13 protein-coding genes, 1 tRNA gene and 1 pseudogene are annotated in these 17,251 nt (G+C 61.0%); 3 read left to right on the top strand and 12 right to left on the bottom strand.

Annotated elements, in window-relative coordinates; all coding sequences use genetic code 11:
* Positions 1 to 308: 308 nt before the first annotated feature.
* Together astA and AC52Q4_RS05485 are read right to left on the bottom strand one after the other, a co-directional pair.
* Entirely contained in the window at positions 309 to 1,334 is a 1,026-nt protein-coding gene (gene astA, locus AC52Q4_RS05490; RefSeq protein ID WP_495535797.1) for an arginine N-succinyltransferase, read from the bottom strand.
* The gene (locus AC52Q4_RS05485; protein WP_495535796.1) at positions 1,331 to 2,575 is read right to left on the bottom strand and encodes a hydrolase; all 1,245 of its coding nucleotides are present in this window, start codon (positions 2,573 to 2,575) and stop codon (positions 1,331 to 1,333) included. The genes astA and AC52Q4_RS05485 overlap by 4 nt, the downstream gene beginning before the upstream one ends.
* A gap of 272 nt (positions 2,576 to 2,847) precedes the next feature.
* On the opposite strand from AC52Q4_RS05485, the gene AC52Q4_RS05480 reads away from it, so the two are divergent.
* The 3 genes from AC52Q4_RS05480 to AC52Q4_RS05470 all read left to right on the top strand — a co-directional run bounded on the left by AC52Q4_RS05480 (position 2,848) and on the right by AC52Q4_RS05470 (position 6,509).
* The gene (locus AC52Q4_RS05480) at positions 2,848 to 4,281 is read left to right on the top strand and encodes an ATPase domain-containing protein (RefSeq protein ID WP_495535795.1); all 1,434 of its coding nucleotides are present in this window, start codon (positions 2,848 to 2,850) and stop codon (positions 4,279 to 4,281) included.
* On the top strand, positions 4,278 to 4,700 hold the full coding sequence (locus tag AC52Q4_RS05475) for a response regulator receiver protein (protein ID WP_495535794.1): 423 nt from the start codon (positions 4,278 to 4,280) through the stop codon (positions 4,698 to 4,700). The genes AC52Q4_RS05480 and AC52Q4_RS05475 overlap by 4 nt, the downstream gene beginning before the upstream one ends.
* A gap of 78 nt (positions 4,701 to 4,778) precedes the next feature.
* Positions 4,779 to 6,509: a putative bifunctional diguanylate cyclase/phosphodiesterase gene (locus AC52Q4_RS05470; RefSeq protein ID WP_495535793.1), complete on the top strand. Its 1,731-nt coding sequence runs from the start codon at positions 4,779 to 4,781 to the stop codon at positions 6,507 to 6,509.
* Positions 6,510 to 6,564: 55 nt separating this feature from the next.
* On the opposite strand, the gene AC52Q4_RS05465 is transcribed toward AC52Q4_RS05470, so the two are convergent.
* The 10 genes and pseudogenes from AC52Q4_RS05465 to AC52Q4_RS05420 form a co-directional block, all read right to left on the bottom strand.
* On the bottom strand, positions 6,565 to 7,080 hold the full coding sequence (locus AC52Q4_RS05465; RefSeq protein WP_495535792.1) for an NUDIX domain-containing protein: 516 nt from the start codon (positions 7,078 to 7,080) through the stop codon (positions 6,565 to 6,567).
* A gap of 9 nt (positions 7,081 to 7,089) precedes the next feature.
* Positions 7,090 to 9,192, bottom strand: coding sequence for a polyribonucleotide nucleotidyltransferase (gene pnp, locus AC52Q4_RS05460; protein WP_495535791.1), 2,103 nt, complete (start codon positions 9,190 to 9,192; stop codon positions 7,090 to 7,092).
* A 37-nt stretch (positions 9,193 to 9,229) separates the two neighbouring features.
* Entirely contained in the window at positions 9,230 to 9,499 is a 270-nt protein-coding gene (rpsO, locus tag AC52Q4_RS05455; protein WP_495535790.1) for a 30S ribosomal protein S15, read from the bottom strand.
* 126 nt (positions 9,500 to 9,625) lie between these two features.
* Complete coding sequence (gene truB, locus AC52Q4_RS05450; protein ID WP_495535789.1) at positions 9,626 to 10,537, bottom strand: tRNA pseudouridine(55) synthase TruB; 912 nt, start codon at positions 10,535 to 10,537, stop codon at positions 9,626 to 9,628.
* A gap of 172 nt (positions 10,538 to 10,709) precedes the next feature.
* Positions 10,710 to 11,084: a 30S ribosome-binding factor RbfA gene (gene rbfA, locus AC52Q4_RS05445; protein WP_495535788.1), complete on the bottom strand. Its 375-nt coding sequence runs from the start codon at positions 11,082 to 11,084 to the stop codon at positions 10,710 to 10,712.
* Between the two features lie 257 nt (positions 11,085 to 11,341).
* Positions 11,342 to 13,933 (bottom strand): translation initiation factor IF-2, encoded by a 2,592-nt coding sequence (infB, locus tag AC52Q4_RS05440; RefSeq protein WP_495535787.1) that lies wholly within the window; start codon positions 13,931 to 13,933, stop codon positions 11,342 to 11,344.
* 106 nt (positions 13,934 to 14,039) lie between these two features.
* Complete coding sequence (nusA, locus tag AC52Q4_RS05435) at positions 14,040 to 15,542, bottom strand: transcription termination factor NusA (RefSeq protein ID WP_495535786.1); 1,503 nt, start codon at positions 15,540 to 15,542, stop codon at positions 14,040 to 14,042.
* Between the two features lie 27 nt (positions 15,543 to 15,569).
* Positions 15,570 to 16,022, bottom strand: coding sequence for a ribosome maturation factor RimP (gene rimP, locus AC52Q4_RS05430; protein WP_495535785.1), 453 nt, complete (start codon positions 16,020 to 16,022; stop codon positions 15,570 to 15,572).
* A gap of 119 nt (positions 16,023 to 16,141) precedes the next feature.
* A tRNA-Met gene (locus AC52Q4_RS05425) sits at positions 16,142 to 16,218 on the bottom strand.
* A gap of 169 nt (positions 16,219 to 16,387) precedes the next feature.
* Positions 16,388 to 17,083: pseudogene (locus AC52Q4_RS05420) on the bottom strand (NADH-quinone oxidoreductase subunit N); the annotation flags it as partial.
* Positions 17,084 to 17,251: the final 168 nt, after the last annotated feature.

The raw sequence follows: 17,251 nt of genomic DNA, 5'->3' as shown, positions 1-17,251 counted from the left end.
CCTATTGATTAGGACACCTCAAATGAGAAAAGCGCCAAATGCCGCGCCCCGTTTTGAAGTGCTGCTCACACTTTGAGAATAGCTCGATGCGCCGGGACGGGCTGATCGACATACCTCATGCGGGATTACCCGGTAGAAGCGTGTCACAAGGCGAATGCGCAAGGGCTCCTCGCGCCCATCCAACCCGTCACCACTGCAGCGTGACCAGTCTACCGGAATTGCATTGACGCGGGTTGTTCAACTGCCGGAGACTGATCCGTCAGGGCCTTATCGTCGGCACCGCCTTCCCCTCCGCGCTGCCGCGAGTACTACGTGAGGGGCCCCACCCGAACCGGCGCGCCTGAATCGATGCCGAGGGCATGAGCGGTTGCGGCGTCGATGATCAGCTCGCGGTCCTGCCGCTCCGCCGGCACCAGCACGCAGCGAAACCCGCGCCAACGGGTATTGCTGATCAGCTGGCCCGGGGCGCCCTCGGCTACTGAACCGACACGCGCGAGCAGCCGCTCGCTGTAGCGCACGGAATGAATCTCGCGAACCCGTGCCTCCAACGTCGGGCCTCCATCGAAGATGTCCACGTAGCCCTCGTAGTGAAACCCCTCCTCCTCCAGAAGATTCAAGGCCGCACGGGTATGGTCATGCACCCGTCCGATCACCGCCTGGCCCTCGGGTCTCAGCAACGGCACGTAGATCGGATTGCGCGGCATCAGCTCGGCGATGAAAGTCTTGCCCCGCGTGCCCGAGAGATAGTCGGCGCGTTGAAATTCCATGGAGAAGAAATGTTGGCCGAGGCATTCCCAAAACGGTGAGCGGCCCTGCTCGTCGCTGACACCGCGCATCTCGGCGACCACCTTGGGCGGAAAGCGCTCGATGAACTCGGCAAGAAACAAAAACCGGCATTTGGAAAGCAGCCGGCCATTGCCGCTGTGGCGGTAAGCGTGATCCAGGTACAAAGAGCCGATCTCGGCGCAGCCGGTGTAGTCGTTGGTCAGGTACAGGGTCGGTATCACCTTGTAGACGTCGAGCTCCGGCGAGGCGTGAACGACAGTGCTCAGGCGGTAGCTGTAGTAAGGCTCGCTCAGACCGATACCGGCCTTGATGGCGGTGGTTCCGATCGCCCCGCCGGCGGCGCTGTCCTCGAGGGCAAAGAAGAAGAGTTCCTCCTCCCCGCCCGCGGTTTGCTGCGGTTCGCGCGCAAAACAGCGCTGCGAGTGCGCGATCCGCCGCTGCAGCGAATCGCGGTCCCGCGGCAGGGAGGTCATCCCCGCTCCCATACCGCTGACCAATCGTTCCAATGCCTGCAGATCACCGGATGCGATCGGACGAATCGTCATCATGATGACTCCCTCCTGATCGGGGTAGCGTCGAAACGCCCGCTCGCCAGCCCGAGCAGCAGCAACGCGCTCAGCCGAGCCCGCGCCACGAGGCTGGGAAGCTCGACGTATTCATCGCCGCTGTGCAGCCCGCCGCCGATTACCCCCATGGTGTCGATATTCGGCAGGCCGGCGGCGCTGAGGTTGTTGCCGTCGCAGCAACCGCCCGTGTCCCGCCAGGTGATCGGCTCCCCCAGGGCGCGGGCGCATCGGCGCAGCACGTTGAAAAGGCGCTGATGCCTTGCATCGATAAGCTTCGGCTTACGGGCGAATTCACCGTGCAAGTCAAGCGTGATCCCGTCGCGGGCATCGATCTCGCTACGGATGCACGACAGGCGCTCCAGCGTCCAAGCCTCGTCCGCCGGATCGCTCAGGCGGATATTGAAGCGAACGACCGCCCGGTCGGGTACCACATTGACCAGTCCGCCCCCGTGCATGAACCCCGGGTTGACGGACAGTCCCGCGCGGCGGTCGTTGAGCTCATCGATGTCGACGAGGAAATCGGCGGCGGCTCGTAACGCATTACGGCCAAGGTGATGCTCACGCCCGGCATGCGCGGCTCGCCCGTGCACGACGGCGGTGAAGTTGCCGCTGCCTTTGCGCGCGGCGGCAAAGGCACCGTCCGCCATCGCGGGCTCATAGACCAGCCCGAGGTGATTGCGCATGGCCGCCGCCTGGAGGTGGGCGGCCGAGCCGGGCGAGCCCAGCTCTTCATCCGGGTTCAGGATTATCTCCCAGCCGAGACGGCCCGCCCACGGGCTGCGCTCCAAGCACTGGATCGCCATGAGCATTACCAGCAGCCCGCCCTTGAGGTCAGCGACACCGGGGCCTTTGAGCCGCGTCGGGCTGATGCGCTCAGCGCTTTGGAACGGGTGATCGATCCCAAAAACCGTATCCAGATGTCCCACGAGCAGCACACGCAAGGGTGCTGCCATGTGTTTGCGCCGATTGAGCAACGGACCGAGTTCCTGGAGGCGCGGCTCACCATCGCTCCCGATGGCGGTGACCGGTTGGAGCGCCACACGCTGCGTCTGTCCCCCGAGAACATCGAACAGGCCGAAAATTTCCTCCGCCATCCGGTCCAACCCGGCGGGGTTACAGCTGCCCGAGTTGAGGTTCGCGAGGCGCTCGAGATCCGCCACCATGCGATCGTACTGCGTATCGACCCAATCGATATACGGTAGAAGCTCGTCTACATCAACCACGATCGTCTATTCCTCGCAGCCGTATAACTCCCCTGCTCTAGAACGCCAAATCATCCGTTCTCGATCGCACTTATTGTTTCACGTTTGAAATTTAAGCGAAGCTCACTGCCGTGCACAGTTCACAAAGTTTATGTCGATTACCGCAACCTGGAAATGCGCTGCATTTGGCATTTTTTCGCCTCCACTCCCTTTAGCATAGTTCCAAGCTCTCCCTCTCCGAAAGCAATCGGCGCGCGCAATGGTGGTCTTGGGAGCCCGTCAAGGAGGCTGTAATGAAACGTCTGTCCACCGGGATCGATGGACTGGATGATATTCTGCACGGAGGGGTGATCCAGCAACGCTCCTACCTCATCCGCGGCGGTCCCGGACGGGGCAAAACAACGCTGGGTCTGCACTTCCTCAACGCCTGCGATGACAATGAGGCGGCCTTGTTCATCGGCTTCCAGGAGCCGGAGCCGCAGCTGCGCAACAACGCCGCCGCGCTTGGAGTCGATCTCTCAGCGGTAACGTTTTTAAGCCTCGCGCCCGATGCGCAATTCTTCACCGAGCAGCAAGGCTACGATGTCTTCCCCGCCGCGGACGTCGAGCAGGAACCCCTGATAAATTCGATCATACAAGCGGTCGAACGCTATAACCCAACCCGCGTGTTCGTCGACTCCCTCTCTCAGCTTCGTTTTCTTGCCGCGGATATATTCCAGTACCGAAAGCAGGTGCTTTCCTTCCTGCGCTACCTTACCCAGCGCGGCGCGACCGTGCTGTTCTCCTCCGAGAGCAGTGTCGAGCTGCCCGACGACGATCTGCAGTTCATCGCCGATGCCGTGATCAATCTGGAACCGGACCCATCGGGGCCAAGTATTCGTGTTTCGAAGATGCGCGGATCGAGTTTTCGTGCCGGGTCGCATCACATGCGAATCGGTCGCGGCGGCCTTCGAGTCTACCCACGCATGGTTCCGCCCGCCGGCAGATTGGCGGATTTCACAGCACGCCGCTGCAGCAGCGGCGTGAAGGAAATCGATGACCTGCTCCACGGCGGGCTCGTGGCGAGCACGGTCACTCTGATCACGGGTCCCTCCGGCATCGGTAAATCGGTACTGGCGTCGCACTTCGTTGCCGAGGCGGCACGCCGCGGGCAGCGAGCCGCCGTCTTCCTCTTCGAGGAAGAGCTGACATTTTACCTGCGACGGGCCAGGGAGCTTGGGCTGTCGCTGGAAAAACCTCTCGCTGAGGGCCGGCTGTCGATCGAACAAATAGAGCCCCTGCGCTATCTGGCCGATGAGTTCACAATGCACGTGCGGGAGAGTATCGAAGAATCCGGTGTGGAGTTGGTAGTCCTCGACAGCGTCAACGGTTTCGAATTCGTGCTGGGCGGAGAGACGGTGCGGGAACGGCTGCACGCGCTCGCCAAAAATTTGAGCCGTTTGGGCGTCACGGTACTGCTGATCAACGAAGTCGAGGCCATGACCGGGCAGTTCCGCGTCTCGGAGAAGAGCATCAGCTATCTCTCGGATAATGTGATCTTCCTGCGCTACGCCGAAATCGACGGCATGCTTCAAAAGACAATCGGTGTTCTCAAGAAACGGCTCAGCGGTTTCGACAATCGGCTGCATACGTTCGAAATAGGCCAGGGAGGACTCATAATCGGCGAACCGGTACATGGTCTGAACGGAGTGATCAAGGGCACACCGGTACCGCAGGAGTCGTCGTGAACACACCGGCGACGATCACGATTCTCCTCGCCATGAAACGCCCCGGCAATGCGCAGGCCATGCGCCAGGCGCTCGATCGGCTCGGTTACGATTTGACAGCGGTCCCCAGTGCAGCGGCACTCCAGACCGCGCTGGCGAAGACACAATCTGCGCGCTTGGCGGTGGTGGACATCACTGATTTCGGCGCCGACGTGTGGCGTCTCTGTGCCTGCTTGCGCGAGCGTAACATACCGTTCATCGTGCTATCCGTACCGCAAGTACGCCATCTCGGCAACCGCTTACTCGCTTATGGCGCTACCAGTGTACTGGATAAGCCCGTTGCAAAATCCGTGTTGCTCCACATGATTGTTGGCTTGGCCACGCAGTGCTCGGATTCCTGTCACGAGCAATTGCGGCCACGCCGACGTAATTTGGCGTAAAAACCGGCACGGTGGCGAACACCGTGGAGTCCGTGGTGCGGCTGCAATGCGAAACGGAGTACTAAAGGATAATCGGCCATGAGCGGTCGCGAGCCATTACCCGGTGTGAGCTGGCGCGGCTCGAGTGACGAATCCCTCTCACCTGAAGAGCTGAAGACCTTGGAGGAAAACCATTCCGGGTGCGTCCTGCTGCTGGCCGGGTCAGGCGGCAATCGTGACCAACTGTTCGCGCACTTGCGCCAACGCTATGAGGTTATTGAACCGGATGAGGCTGTGTTCTCCCTCGCCCCGTTCGATCTCGCCGTCGTCGAAGCCCGCTGCTTTTGGCAATGGCGGAACCATCTCATGGAGGCCAAGCGCCGGGAGGAGCCGGTTTTTCTCCCAGTGATGCTCGTGATCGGACAGCGCGATCTAAAGCACCGGCTCAAAGCGTTTTGGGACGTTGTCGACGAGTTCGTCGTCGCTCCAATCGAGCGCAATGAATTCACTGAGCGGGCTGCCATGCTGTTGCGCACGCGCCGGCTGGCACTGACTCAACGGGCCCATCTGGCTTATTTGGTCAACCACGATCGCGCCACGGATCTGCCCAATAAGAACCTGTTCATGGACCGGCTCGTGAATGCCGTACGCGACGCCGCGGTGCTCGATACGCGACTGTATATGCTGGTGATTCATATACCACTGGCGCGGATCATGAAATCGTTGGGTCATCACGGGCTCGAGCGTGCCGCCATGGCATGTTCGATGCGCCTCAAGGCGCTCCTCGCAGAGGAATTCTCGCTCGCGCGGCTGACCACCGAAGAATGGGGATTAATCCCGCGCCCAGGCACCTCGATGGACGCGGTGCTCGAGATATGCCGCCGCATCCAGGTGCTCGCCGAAGAGCCGCTCACCGTGCTCGGCGAGCGTATTCATGTCCTACCCCGCATCGGCATCGGAGTCTATCCGGATGATGCCGCCAACGCCGCGAATACGTTGGACTGCGCCATCGCGGCCTTGTCTCAGGTGGAGGCCGAGCAGCCGGTTTTTTATTCCCGCAACGTACAACACCAGGCACTCCGGCACATCCGCACGGAGGCGCGATTACACCAGGCGCTTGAGCACGGGCAATTCGAGCTTTGGTATCAGCCGCAGGTGCGCCTGAGCGATCGCAAACTGGTAGGCGTCGAAGCTTTGATCCGTTGGCGACTGCCGGGCGGAGACCTCGTGCCGCCGGGGGATTTCATGGCCGTGGCGGAGGCGACCGGACTCATCCGGGATATCGACCGCTGGGTACTCGATAACGCCTGTGCGGCCATGCACCAGTGGCGTATCGAGGGGAACGCACCGGAGCGCGTGGCGGTCAATGTCTCCGCCGAGGATATCAAGGCGGCGGACTTTGCCGAGTTAGTGGTGCGCACCATGGAGCAGTATGACCTCCCCCCGCCCACACTCGAGCTCGAGATCACGGAAACCACGCTCTTCGAGATCAGCGCCGAGAACCTGACCAAGCTCAATGCGCTGCGCGAGTATGGAGTGAGCGTAGCCATCGATGATTTCGGAACCGGCTATTCGTCACTCAGCTACCTGCATCGCTTACCGATTACCACGTTGAAGATCGACAAGGCCTTTGTCGACGACATAACGCAAAATCAGACCAACCAAGCCATCACTCGCACGATCGTCTGGCTCGCGAAAAACTTCGCCTTGGAAGTGGTCGCCGAGGGCATCGAAACCGCAGCGCAAGCGCGCTTTTTAGCTTCTCTTGAGGTTCAGACCGGGCAAGGCTTCCTGTATGGACGCCCCGCGCCCAAAATGCCCTGGGCGTAAAAAAACCGTCTAGCCTGACCTTTTATTGGAAACGCCAAACAACGAAATAGACGACTCAGACAGATGAGGGCTTGGGGGTATAGCCGTACTTGGTCAGCCAATCCCCCAGCGCGATACCGGTGCCGTGCGGCCAGGGCCGAAGCCGCTCCGGAGGCAGCCGGCGGATTTCCGCGAGCTCGGCGCTCAGCTCCGGCTCGCCCTCGACATGCACATGATAAACCAGCAGCAACTGATTGTTGCCGGCGTTGGGGTAGCTTCCAACGAACTCGCGAATTGCCCCGTGCAAGCCGATCTCTTCCGCGACCTCTCGCAACACGCCCTGCTCCGCCGTCTCGTCCGGCTCGAGGTAACCGGCGAGGAGGCCAAACTTGCCTTCCGGCCACCACGCGTTGCGCACGAGGACGATGTTTCCATCCAACTCGACGATAGCGGCCACCACGGGCACCGGATTGTCCCAGAACACAAAGCCGCATCCCGCCACGGCACACGCCAAACGGGCACGCCCGCCCAGCTCTTTACTGATGAGCTCGCAGCGACACTGCGGACAATATTGGCGGCGATCGACCGTCATCGATCAACCTCAGGCACTGGCACCTTCGCTGATCGCCTTGATGCTCAACCGGATACGTCCTTGCCTGTCCACTTCCAGAACCTTGACCCGCACACGCTGGCCCTCGGCAAGCTCTTCGGAAACGCTTTCAACGCGGCGGTTCGAGATTTGCGATATATGCACCAAGCCATCCCTGCCGGGCAGAATGTTCACGAAGGCGCCGAAATCCATCAGCTTGGTTACGCGGCCCTCGTAGATGCGGCCGACCTCGACGTCCGCCGTCAGCAGTTCGATGCGCCGGCGTGCTTCCTCGCCAGCCGCCTTGTCCACCGAGGCGATGGTCACTGTTCCATCATCGACGATGTCGATCGTGGTCCCGGTCTCCTCGGTGAGTTGCCGGATCGTCGCACCGCCCTTACCGATGACATCCCGAATCTTCTCCGGATCGATTTTCATCGTAAGCAGTCGTGGAGCATAGGCCGACATCTCGCCGCGCGGATGGGCAATGACGGCACTCATCTGCGACAAGATATGCAACCGTCCCTCGCGGGCCTGCTCCAGCGCCACTTCCATGATCTGACGGGTGATACCGTTGATCTTGATATCCATCTGCAGCGCCGTCACGCCCTTCTCGGTTCCGGCCACCTTGAAGTCCATATCGCCGAGATGATCCTCGTCCCCGAGAATATCGGTCAGCACGGCGAACTCCGCACCCTCCTTGATCAGCCCCATGGCGATACCGGCCACTGGCGCCCGAATCGGCACACCGGCATCCATAAGCGCAAGACTTGTGCCGCAGACCGTAGCCATTGAGCTGGAGCCATTCGACTCCGTGATCTCTGAGACCACACGGATCACGTACGGGCACTCCTCATGGCTCGGCATCACCGCTTGTATTCCGCGCTTGGCCAAGCGCCCATGGCCGATTTCCCGCCGCTTTGGCACGCCCATGAAGCCGGTTTCACCGACACTGTACGGCGGGAAGTTATAGTGAAGCATGAACGGTTCCTTGCGCTCACCCTCGATGGCATCGATGATCTGCGCATCACGACCTGTGCCCAGTGTGGTGACCACGATCGCTTGTGTCTCGCCGCGCGTGAAAATGGCCGAACCATGCGTGCGGGGTAAGCTCGCGACCTCGATGTCGATGGGGCGCACCGTTTTCGTGTCTCGGCCGTCTATGCGTGGCTCGCCGCGCAGGATGCTGCCGCGCACGAGTTTTCTCTCGAGCTCTTTGAACGCCTTTACTACGTCCTGCTCGCTCCAGGCGTCTGTCGCGTCCTCTCCGGCGGTCAGCCGCGCCAGTGCCTCGTCGCGAACGGCGCTCACACGATCCAAGCGCTCTTGCTTCTCGGCGATGCGATAAGCTTCCGTCAGTGGACCTTCAGCGACCTCGGCAAGCGCTTGCGCCAGACGTTCGTCCTTCTGCAGCGGCTCCCAATCCCACCGTGGCCTGCCGGCCTCCTGTGCCAACTCGTTGACGGAGCGGATGACCGTTTGCATTTGTTCGTGGCCGAAGAGCACGGCATCCAGCATGGTCTGTTCGGACAGGCAGTTCGCCTCGGACTCGACCATCAACACGGCGTCCGTCGTCCCTGCCACGACGAGATCAAGCTCGGAGGTCTCGAGTTGGCGGAAGGTGGGGTTGAGAATGAACGTGCCATTCTGGTAGCCGACGCGCCCGGCCCCCAAAGGGCCATCGAAGGGAATTCCGGAGACTGCCAACGCCGCCGACGCGCCGATCATCGCGGGTATATCCGCGTCCACTTCGTTGTTCATCGAGATGACCGTGGCAATGACCTGCACTTCATTGGTGAAGCCATCTGGAAACAGCGGTCGGATAGGCCGGTCAATGAGCCGCGAAACGAGCGTCTCTTTCTCGGAAGGCCGGCCCTCGCGTTTGAAAAAGCCGCCCGGGATCTTGCCCGCCGCGTAAGTGCGCTCCTGGTAATTGACGGTCAGCGGCAGAAAGTCACGCGCCTCGCCCTGTCCCTTCTTGCCTACGACGGTAACCAGCACAACCGTGTCGGACATATTGACCAGAACCGCGCCACTGGCCTGTCGCGCAATCCGCCCGGTTTCGAGCGTTACTGTATGGTCGCCGTACTGAAAAGTCTTCTTGACGGGAATCACAATCCTTTACACCTTATGGTCAATGTACATGTCTTGCTTACTTTCGTAGCCCCAGACGCTCGATTATGCTCTGGTAACGTTCCCGTTCCTTGCCCTTGAGATAGTCCAACAGCTTGCGGCGATGATTGACCAGCTTGAGCAGTCCTCGCCTTGAATGGTGATCTTGTTTGTGTACGCTGAAATGCTCCGTGAGATGCTGGATGCGCGCCGTGAGCAGCGCGATCTGCACCTCCGGGGAACCCGTATCGCCCTGCGTGCGACGGAAATCTTTGACGATTCCCTGCTTCTGCTCGGCACTAAGAGACATCGATAGCTCCTCAAAAGGCCCGTTTCTCAAGATAAATAAGGCATTGTAGCCATGGCCCTCTGGGCTCACAAGCTAGCTCGCCATGAGCGCGCGGAAAATTCCCTGCTCGTCGCAAAAACACCGAACTCATGGCCGGCTCACGAGCCGTTTGGGTGCCACCCGACCGTCCTGGAGAATCGTCCCCATCCCCAGGAAGCGCTCTGTGCCGGCGTAAAGGCGAACCCAGCCCTCGGCCGGGGCTTTGGGCACCCAGACCGGCTGCCCCTGGCGGACGTAGAAGGCGACTTCATTCGTCAGATGCAACGCCGGCCAATTCGCCAAGGCGGATTCCGCCGGCAGGAGCAGCGCATCCAGCGCGTCGCGGTCTTGCGCCGCAGCGGCTTCGACTTCCTCCCAGGTATACATCGTTGGCGCCTCGTCGTACGGACCCAGTCCGACACGACGCAGCGCCGATACGTGAGCCCCAGGGCCGAGGTCCTCGCCAATATCCGCCACCAGCGTGCGCACATAGGTTCCCTTCGAGCAGAAAACCTCGAGATCGAGCTCGGTTCCCCGCAAGGCGAGCAGGCGCAACCGCTCGATGCGGATCACGCGCGGTTGGCGCGTCACCTCGACCCCTTGCCTCGCCAAGTCGTAAAGGCGCTGGCCGCGGTGTTTGAGCGCCGAGAACATCGGCGGTATCTGCTCGAGCACGCCGGTATACCGTGCGAGCGTGGCCTGCACTGCGGCGCGATCGAGCGTCTCCACCGGCCGTTCGATCAGCCGGTTGCCATCGGCGTCTCCCGTATCCGTCACGACCCCGAAGCTCGCCGTGATGATATAGCGCTTATTGGCGCCGAGCAGAAAATCACAGACCTTAGTCGCCTCGCCGAAGCATATGGGTAACAGACCGGTCGCCAATGGGTCCAAGCTGCCAGTGTGGCCGGCCTTTTGAGCGTCATAAATACGCTTCACCCGTTGCAGCGCGGCATTGGAAGTCAGCCCCTGCGGCTTATCGAGCAGCAGAATACCGTTAAGGCGGCGTCCCTTACGGGCCATAAACCTCGCTCCACTTACCTGAATACGGTATCAACGCCAATCCTCGGGGCTCGCGGGAGCCACGACCGAGATGCCCCGGGGAGGCTCATGCTTTGCAGCGCATGGCCTTTGCGGCCGGCCGTACCGGATCCGCGGCGAGTCTTCCGCTCCGATTCAAGCGCCTGTCGTACGTTCAATCCCGGTGCCGCGCCTTATCCTCGGCGATCGCCTCATCGATGAGGTGAGAAACCCGGGCACTGCGCTCAAAGCTGCTGTCGTAATGGAATCGCAATACCGGTACCGAGCGCAGACGCAATGCCTGGCCGAGCAAGCCGCGCAGATGGCGCGCCGCATGATTGAGCGCGTCCACCGTCTGTTGCGCCTGCTCGGGCGGCGAGCCGAGACGAGTCACCAGGACATCGGCATAAGCCATATCCCGGCTGAGCCGAACCTCGCTCACGGTTGCCAGAGCGACACGCGGATCATTTAGCTCCTTACATATGAGCTCTGCGAGCTCGCGCTGAATTTGCTCGCTAACTCGTCGCTTTCTGGAGAATTCCCGCGGCATGGCACACCTCGTTGATTGCAGGCCCCTGCGGGACCGATCAGACGGCCTCAGAGCCCTGATCATCCGATCCGGCAGGAGCAAGCTCTCTGCTATGGCGGCGGCACCAGCGCACACTGGCGCGAGAGGAAATTTTGCCGGAGTCATCCGCCGCGCCGGTCCCGCACGAGCCGGTTTTGAGGAATGCTCCGGCTGGCACGCTCACACGTGCCGCACTCCCTCCCCCGCGGGCGCCGCCCGTACCGACGTCCGGCCCCTCCTTAGAGCTCGCGCTTGACTTCCAGTCGCTGGTAGCACTCGATGTGATCGCCTACCCTCACGTCATTGTAGTTCTTCACGCCAATACCGCATTCCGTACCGGCCCGGACCTCGTTGACGTCATCCTTGAATCGGCGCAGCGACTCCAACTCCCCCTCATAGATGACTACGTTGTTGCGCAGCACGCGGATCGGATTGTTCCGGCGCACGACCCCATCGACGATCAGACAGCCGGCGACTGCCCCGAGCTTCGATGAACGGAACACATCCCTGACTTCCGCCAAGCCGATGATTTCCTCGCGTGTCTCCGGCTCCAACATGCCGCTGATTGCATTGCGCAGCTGCTCGATGGCATCGTAAATGATGCTGTAGTAATACAGATCGACTTCGTTCTCCTGCGCAAGCTTGCGCGCCTGGGAGTCGGCACGGACATTGAAGCCGATCAACAGCGCCTCCGAGGCAAGCGTCAAATTGACGTCCGACTCATTGATGGCGCCCACCCCGCTGGCGATTACGTTGATGCGGACATCCTTTGTGGAAAGGTTGACCAAGGCCTGTTGCAACGCCTCCACGCTGCCTTGCACATCGCCTTTGATGACCAAATTGACGATTTTGGCCTCTTCTTTACCCAACTGCGCGAAGAGCTCGTCCATTTTGGCAGCTTTCTGCTGCTGCAGGCGCTTGTCGCGCGATTTCTCCTTGCGGTAATCGGCCACTTCCCGGGCTTTTTTCTCGTCGTTCAGTACGACCACCTCGTCGCCTGTCTCGGGAACGCGCGAAAGCCCGAGCACGACAACCGGGATCGAAGGACCGGCCTCCTTGACGCGATTGCCAGCCTCGTCGAGCAACGCGCGGACGCGCCCGTACTCCGTACCGGAAAGTATGAAATCGCCGTTGCGCAGCACGCCGTGGCGCACCAGCACCGTAGCGACGGGTCCGCGCCCTTTATCGAGACTGGACTCGATCACCACGCCGAGCGCAGGACAATCCCACACTGCCTTCAGCTCGAGGAGCTCTGCCTGCAGGAGGATGGCCTCCAGGAGCTGGTCAACGGCCTGCCCGGGCTTGGCCGATACGTTCACGAACTGTGTGTCGCCGCCCCATTCCTCTGGTATGACGCCGTACTGCGTGAGTTCCTGTTTGACCCGCTCCGGGTCAGCATCCGCTTTGTCCGTTTTGTTGACGGCAACGACAATCGGCACCCCTGCGGCACGAGCGTGCTTGATTGCCTCCTCCGTCTGCGGCATGACGCCATCGTCGGCGGCCACCACCAATATGACGACGTCGGTGATTTGCGCACCGCGCGCCCGCATGGCCGTAAAGGCTTCATGACCTGGGGTGTCCAGAAAGGTGATCATTCCCTGCGCGGTGCGAACGTGGTAGGCCCCAATGTGCTGGGTAATGCCGCCGGCCTCACCGGTCGCGACTTTGGTTCGGCGGATATAATCCAGCAAGGACGTCTTGCCGTGATCCACGTGTCCCATGATGGTGACAACGGGGGCGCGGGCGACGCGCTCTCCTTCCGGCTCGGCGGTCCCGGCCAGGGCTTCGTCCTCAATGGCGCTGTCTTTGACGATTCTGGGCCGATGCCCCATCTCTTCAACCAGCAACACGGCCATGTTCTGATCAATGGCTTGGTTGATGTTGGCCATGACCCCCTGTTTCATCATCTCCTTGATAAGGTCAGCCGCCTTGATGCTCATACGTTGCGCCAGTTCGCCGACCGTGATCATCTCCGGAACGATGACCTCTCGAACAACGGGGGCCGTCGGCTTCTCGAAGACCTGTTGAAGCTGCTCGCTCGCTGACCCCTTGCGTACGCGCCTGGCCCCGCGCAACCCCGTGGGTCTGGCTACCTCCCGTACGCGTTTCTTGCTTTTCCCTTTGCCGCGTTCCGCTTTGCGCGCCGCGCGCTCCTCCGATTCCCGCTCGCGGCGTGCCTCCGCCTCCAGGCGCTTGCGCTCGCGTTCTTCCTCCTTATCCTTCTTGAGGCGGGCTGCTTCGGCCTCGGCCTCCTCCGCGGTTACCGCCTGTGCAACTGACTCGAGGACGACCGGCTCTTGCTCCACGGCGGGTTCACCGGCCGGCTCCTCCACCTCGGCCACGGGAGCCGACGGCTCGTTCGGTTCGGCTTGTTCCCTCGCCTCCTCCTCGGCGCGCAGACGATGCTCGTCGGCCTCGCGAGCCTCTGCTTCGCGCAGCTCGTCCTGAAGGGCGTCCTGGAGCGCACGTGACTCACGCTCATGCTGCTCGGCCTGCACGACGCTGCGTTTGACGTAGGTCCGGCGCTTGCGTACTTCCACGTTCACGGTGCGTGAATGTCGCACGCCTCGGCCGCGGTCGCTGGAGGATGGCAGCGTAATCTGACTATGACTCTTGCGCTTGAGCGTGATCTGGCGTGGACCGGGGGCGGCGTCCGATTCTTTATCACCATGAGCTTGACGCAAATGACCTAACAACGCCGACTTGTCCGCTTCCGATATTGGCGAATCAGGCTCCCTGCCCTGCAGACCGGCATCGCTGAGCTGGCTCAGGAGGCGATCAACCGGAATACCGATCACCTCCGCGAATTCTCTTACCGTCGTACTCGCCATATATTCATAACCTCCGGTCCCCTTCCTACCACGCCAGATGCGCTCGGTCGGGACACTGTCTCCGTCGTCAAGCGAGGACCGCGCACCCACTTCGCCGGCGCCAAGATCAGATCGAATCGCCCAAATCAGCAAACCACGGCTCGCGCGCCTTCATGATCAGCGCTGCGGCGCGTTGCTCATCCATGCCCTCGATTTCCATAAGCTCATCCACGGACTGATCTGCCAAGTCCTCCACTGTGATCACGCCACGCGCGGCAAGTTGCCGGGCAAGCACCTCGTCCATGCCCTCCAGTGCCAGCAGCTCTGCTGAGGGTTGGGCGGCCTGCTCTTGTTCGGCTTCCGCTAGCTCGCGGGTAAGCAGCACGTCCCGGGCGCTGTTGCGCAGTGCTTCCACGACCTCTTCATCGAATTCCTCGATCTCAAGGAACTCGGCAACCGGCACGTAGGCGACTTCCTCCACGCTGGAAAAGCCCTCGCGCACGAGTATTTCGGCAACCTCCTCGTCGACATTGAGGCTGTCGACGAAAAGCTCGATGAGTTCGTCGGCTTCGGCCTCGCTCTTGGCTTGCGCCTCATCCGAGGTCATCACATTGAGTTCCCATCCGGTCAGCTCGCCGGCCAACCTCACGTTCTGCCCGCCGCGGCCAATAGCCTGTGAGAGCTGTTCCTGAGAGACGGCGATGTCCATGCTGTGACGGTCCTCATCGACGATAATCGATTCGACCTCGGCCGGTGCCATTGCGTTGATAACGAACTGGGCAGGGTTTTCGTCCCAGAGAATAATGTCGATTCGCTCCCCCGCCAGCTCATTGGAGACGGCCTGCACCCGCGAGCCGCGCATCCCCACGCAGGCACCCACCGGATCAATCCGTGCATCCAAGGCGCGCACCGCAATCTTCGCCCGTTGACCCGGATCCCGGGCCGCGCCCATGAGTTGCAGCAGATCCTGGCTAACCTCCGGCACCTCCAGCTTGAACAGCTCGATCAAGAACTCCGGTGCCGTGCGACTGACCACCAGCTGTGGTCCCCTAGCTTCGGTGCATATTTCCCGGAGCCAGCCGCGCAGCCGATCGCCGGCGCGAACCGCTTCGCGGGGGATCATGTCCTCGCGCGCAATGAATGCCTCGGCGTTGCCACCGAGGTCGAGGAACACGTTGCCGCGTTCGACCCGCTTGACGACGCCTGTCATGAGCTCGCCCTGACGGTCCTTGTAGGCGGCGACCACTTTTGCCCGCTCGGCTTCGCGCACTTTCTGCACGATCACCTGCTTTGCAGCCTGCGCGGCAATGCGGCCGAACTCGACGGATTCCATGGGCTGTTCGACGTATTGGCCGACCTCGATGTTCGGCGCCTGGGCCTGTGCCTCAGCCAATGCTATCTCCCGTTCCGGGAACTGAACCGAATCCGCGTCCTCAACGACCAGCCACCGCCGAAACGTTTCATACTCACCGGTGGCTCGGTGCACAGCCACGCGTGCGTCGATATCGCCAGGGTGGCGTTTACGCGTCGCCGAGGCGAGTGCCGCCTCGATTGCCTCGAAGATGACTTCCTTGCTGACACCTTTTTCGTTGGAGATAGCGTCAACAACCAACAGGACCTCTTTGCTCATGTTCGCGTCTCCAGCCTCACAGGCACATCACGCCTCCAGCTCCAAGTGGGCCTTGTCCACGCGATCCAGCGGCACACTGATTTCGACTCCGTTTTCAACGATAATCACACAGCCCGCCCGCAGACCACGCAGAATCCCATGTATCCTGCGCCGGCCCTCCAAGGTGCCCTGTATGCGTATGTGGACCAGCTCTCCGGCAAAGCGATCATAATCTGAAGCCTTGAATATGGGACGCCTCAGGCCAGGCGAAGACACCTCCAGGGTATACTGCCCGCTGAGCGGCTCCTCCACATCGAGAACCCCACTGACCTGATTGCTGACCAACGCACAATCCTCGACGCTGACGCCGTCTACCTTGTCGATATAAATCCGCAGCAGGGCCCGACGTTTATTGGGTCGATATTCGATACCGACGAGCTCATAGCCCATCGCCACGACGACCGGTTCCACCAACTTCGTCAATGTGTCGTGCGCTGCCATCCGTGCGGTTTTCCAAAACAAAAAATGGGCCCTAGGCCCATACACCGCAATCGACGCTGGCTCCCCGCGGGGAGCCAGCTACAAAAAAAGGCCGCGAACGGCCTTTTTTATAAGACGCCTGGTAGCGGGGGCAGGATTTGAACCTGCGACCTTCGGGTTATGAGCCCGACGAGCTGCCAGACTGCTCCACCCCGCAACGATTCGACCAATATACTATTGATACTGCCTGAGTTACGCAAGAGGCATCCGCCAGATAATTGTCCAATCACCGCACGCTGGTGCGAATTGCACGCTTTGCAAACCGCTTGCGAGACTCCGCGAAGGCTTGAAAGGCTTACGCTGCAAAGGTGCCCCATGACCGGTAATCACCCGGAAAACGCTGCCTTACAGGCGACGATCAGGGAGTCCGGAAAGATTCCCAGCGCGAGCACCGCCAGACCGTTGCTCGCCAGCACGATTCGCAGTCCGGCCGGTGCTTCCAGCGGACCGCCTTCATCGAGGCGATCGAAATAGACCATCCGGACTACCCGGAGATAATAAAATGCACCAATCACCGCGAAAATCACGGCAACGACGGCCAGCCATACCATACCCACATCGATAACCGATTTGAGGACAAGCCATTTCGCATAAAACCCCACCGTTCCCGGAACACCGGTCAGGGAAAACATCAGAATCAGCATTATCACAGCGAAGCCGCTATGCCGGTCATTGATACCTTTCATGTCCTCGATGAGGTCGGCTTCAAAACCGCGCCTCGACAGCAGGATCACGACACCGAAGGCACCGGCGGCCATCAAGCCGTAGGTAATGGCATAGAACAAAGCCGCAGCATAGCCCTCGTCCGTCCCGGCAATGAAGCCGAGAAACAGGAAACCGACGTGCGCGATCGTGGAATAGCCCAGCATGCGTTTGATATTGCTCTGCACCAACGCGAAGAGATTACCCACGGCGAGCGAACCCACGGCAATGATGGTCGCCATTACTTGCCACTGATCATGCAGCGCACCGAGGCCGTCGACCAGCAGGCGAACGAATAGCGCCACAGCCGCACTCTTGGGTGCCGTGCCCGCTTAAACGGTGACTGGCGTCAGAGCCCCCTGTTAGACAACCGGTCTCCTCATTTGGTCCGGATCAGCGCAGTATTTCATGGCCAGGCCCACGCTAATGACGGTCCGACCCGAGGCGAGACGCAGAGACCCCTCGCCGCTGGACGCAACGGCGGGAAT

The sequence above is a fragment of the Nitrococcus sp. genome, assembly GCF_059432795.1.
Note: the sequence above shows the minus strand (reverse complement) of the source record. Positions and strands in the feature narration are given on the sequence as shown.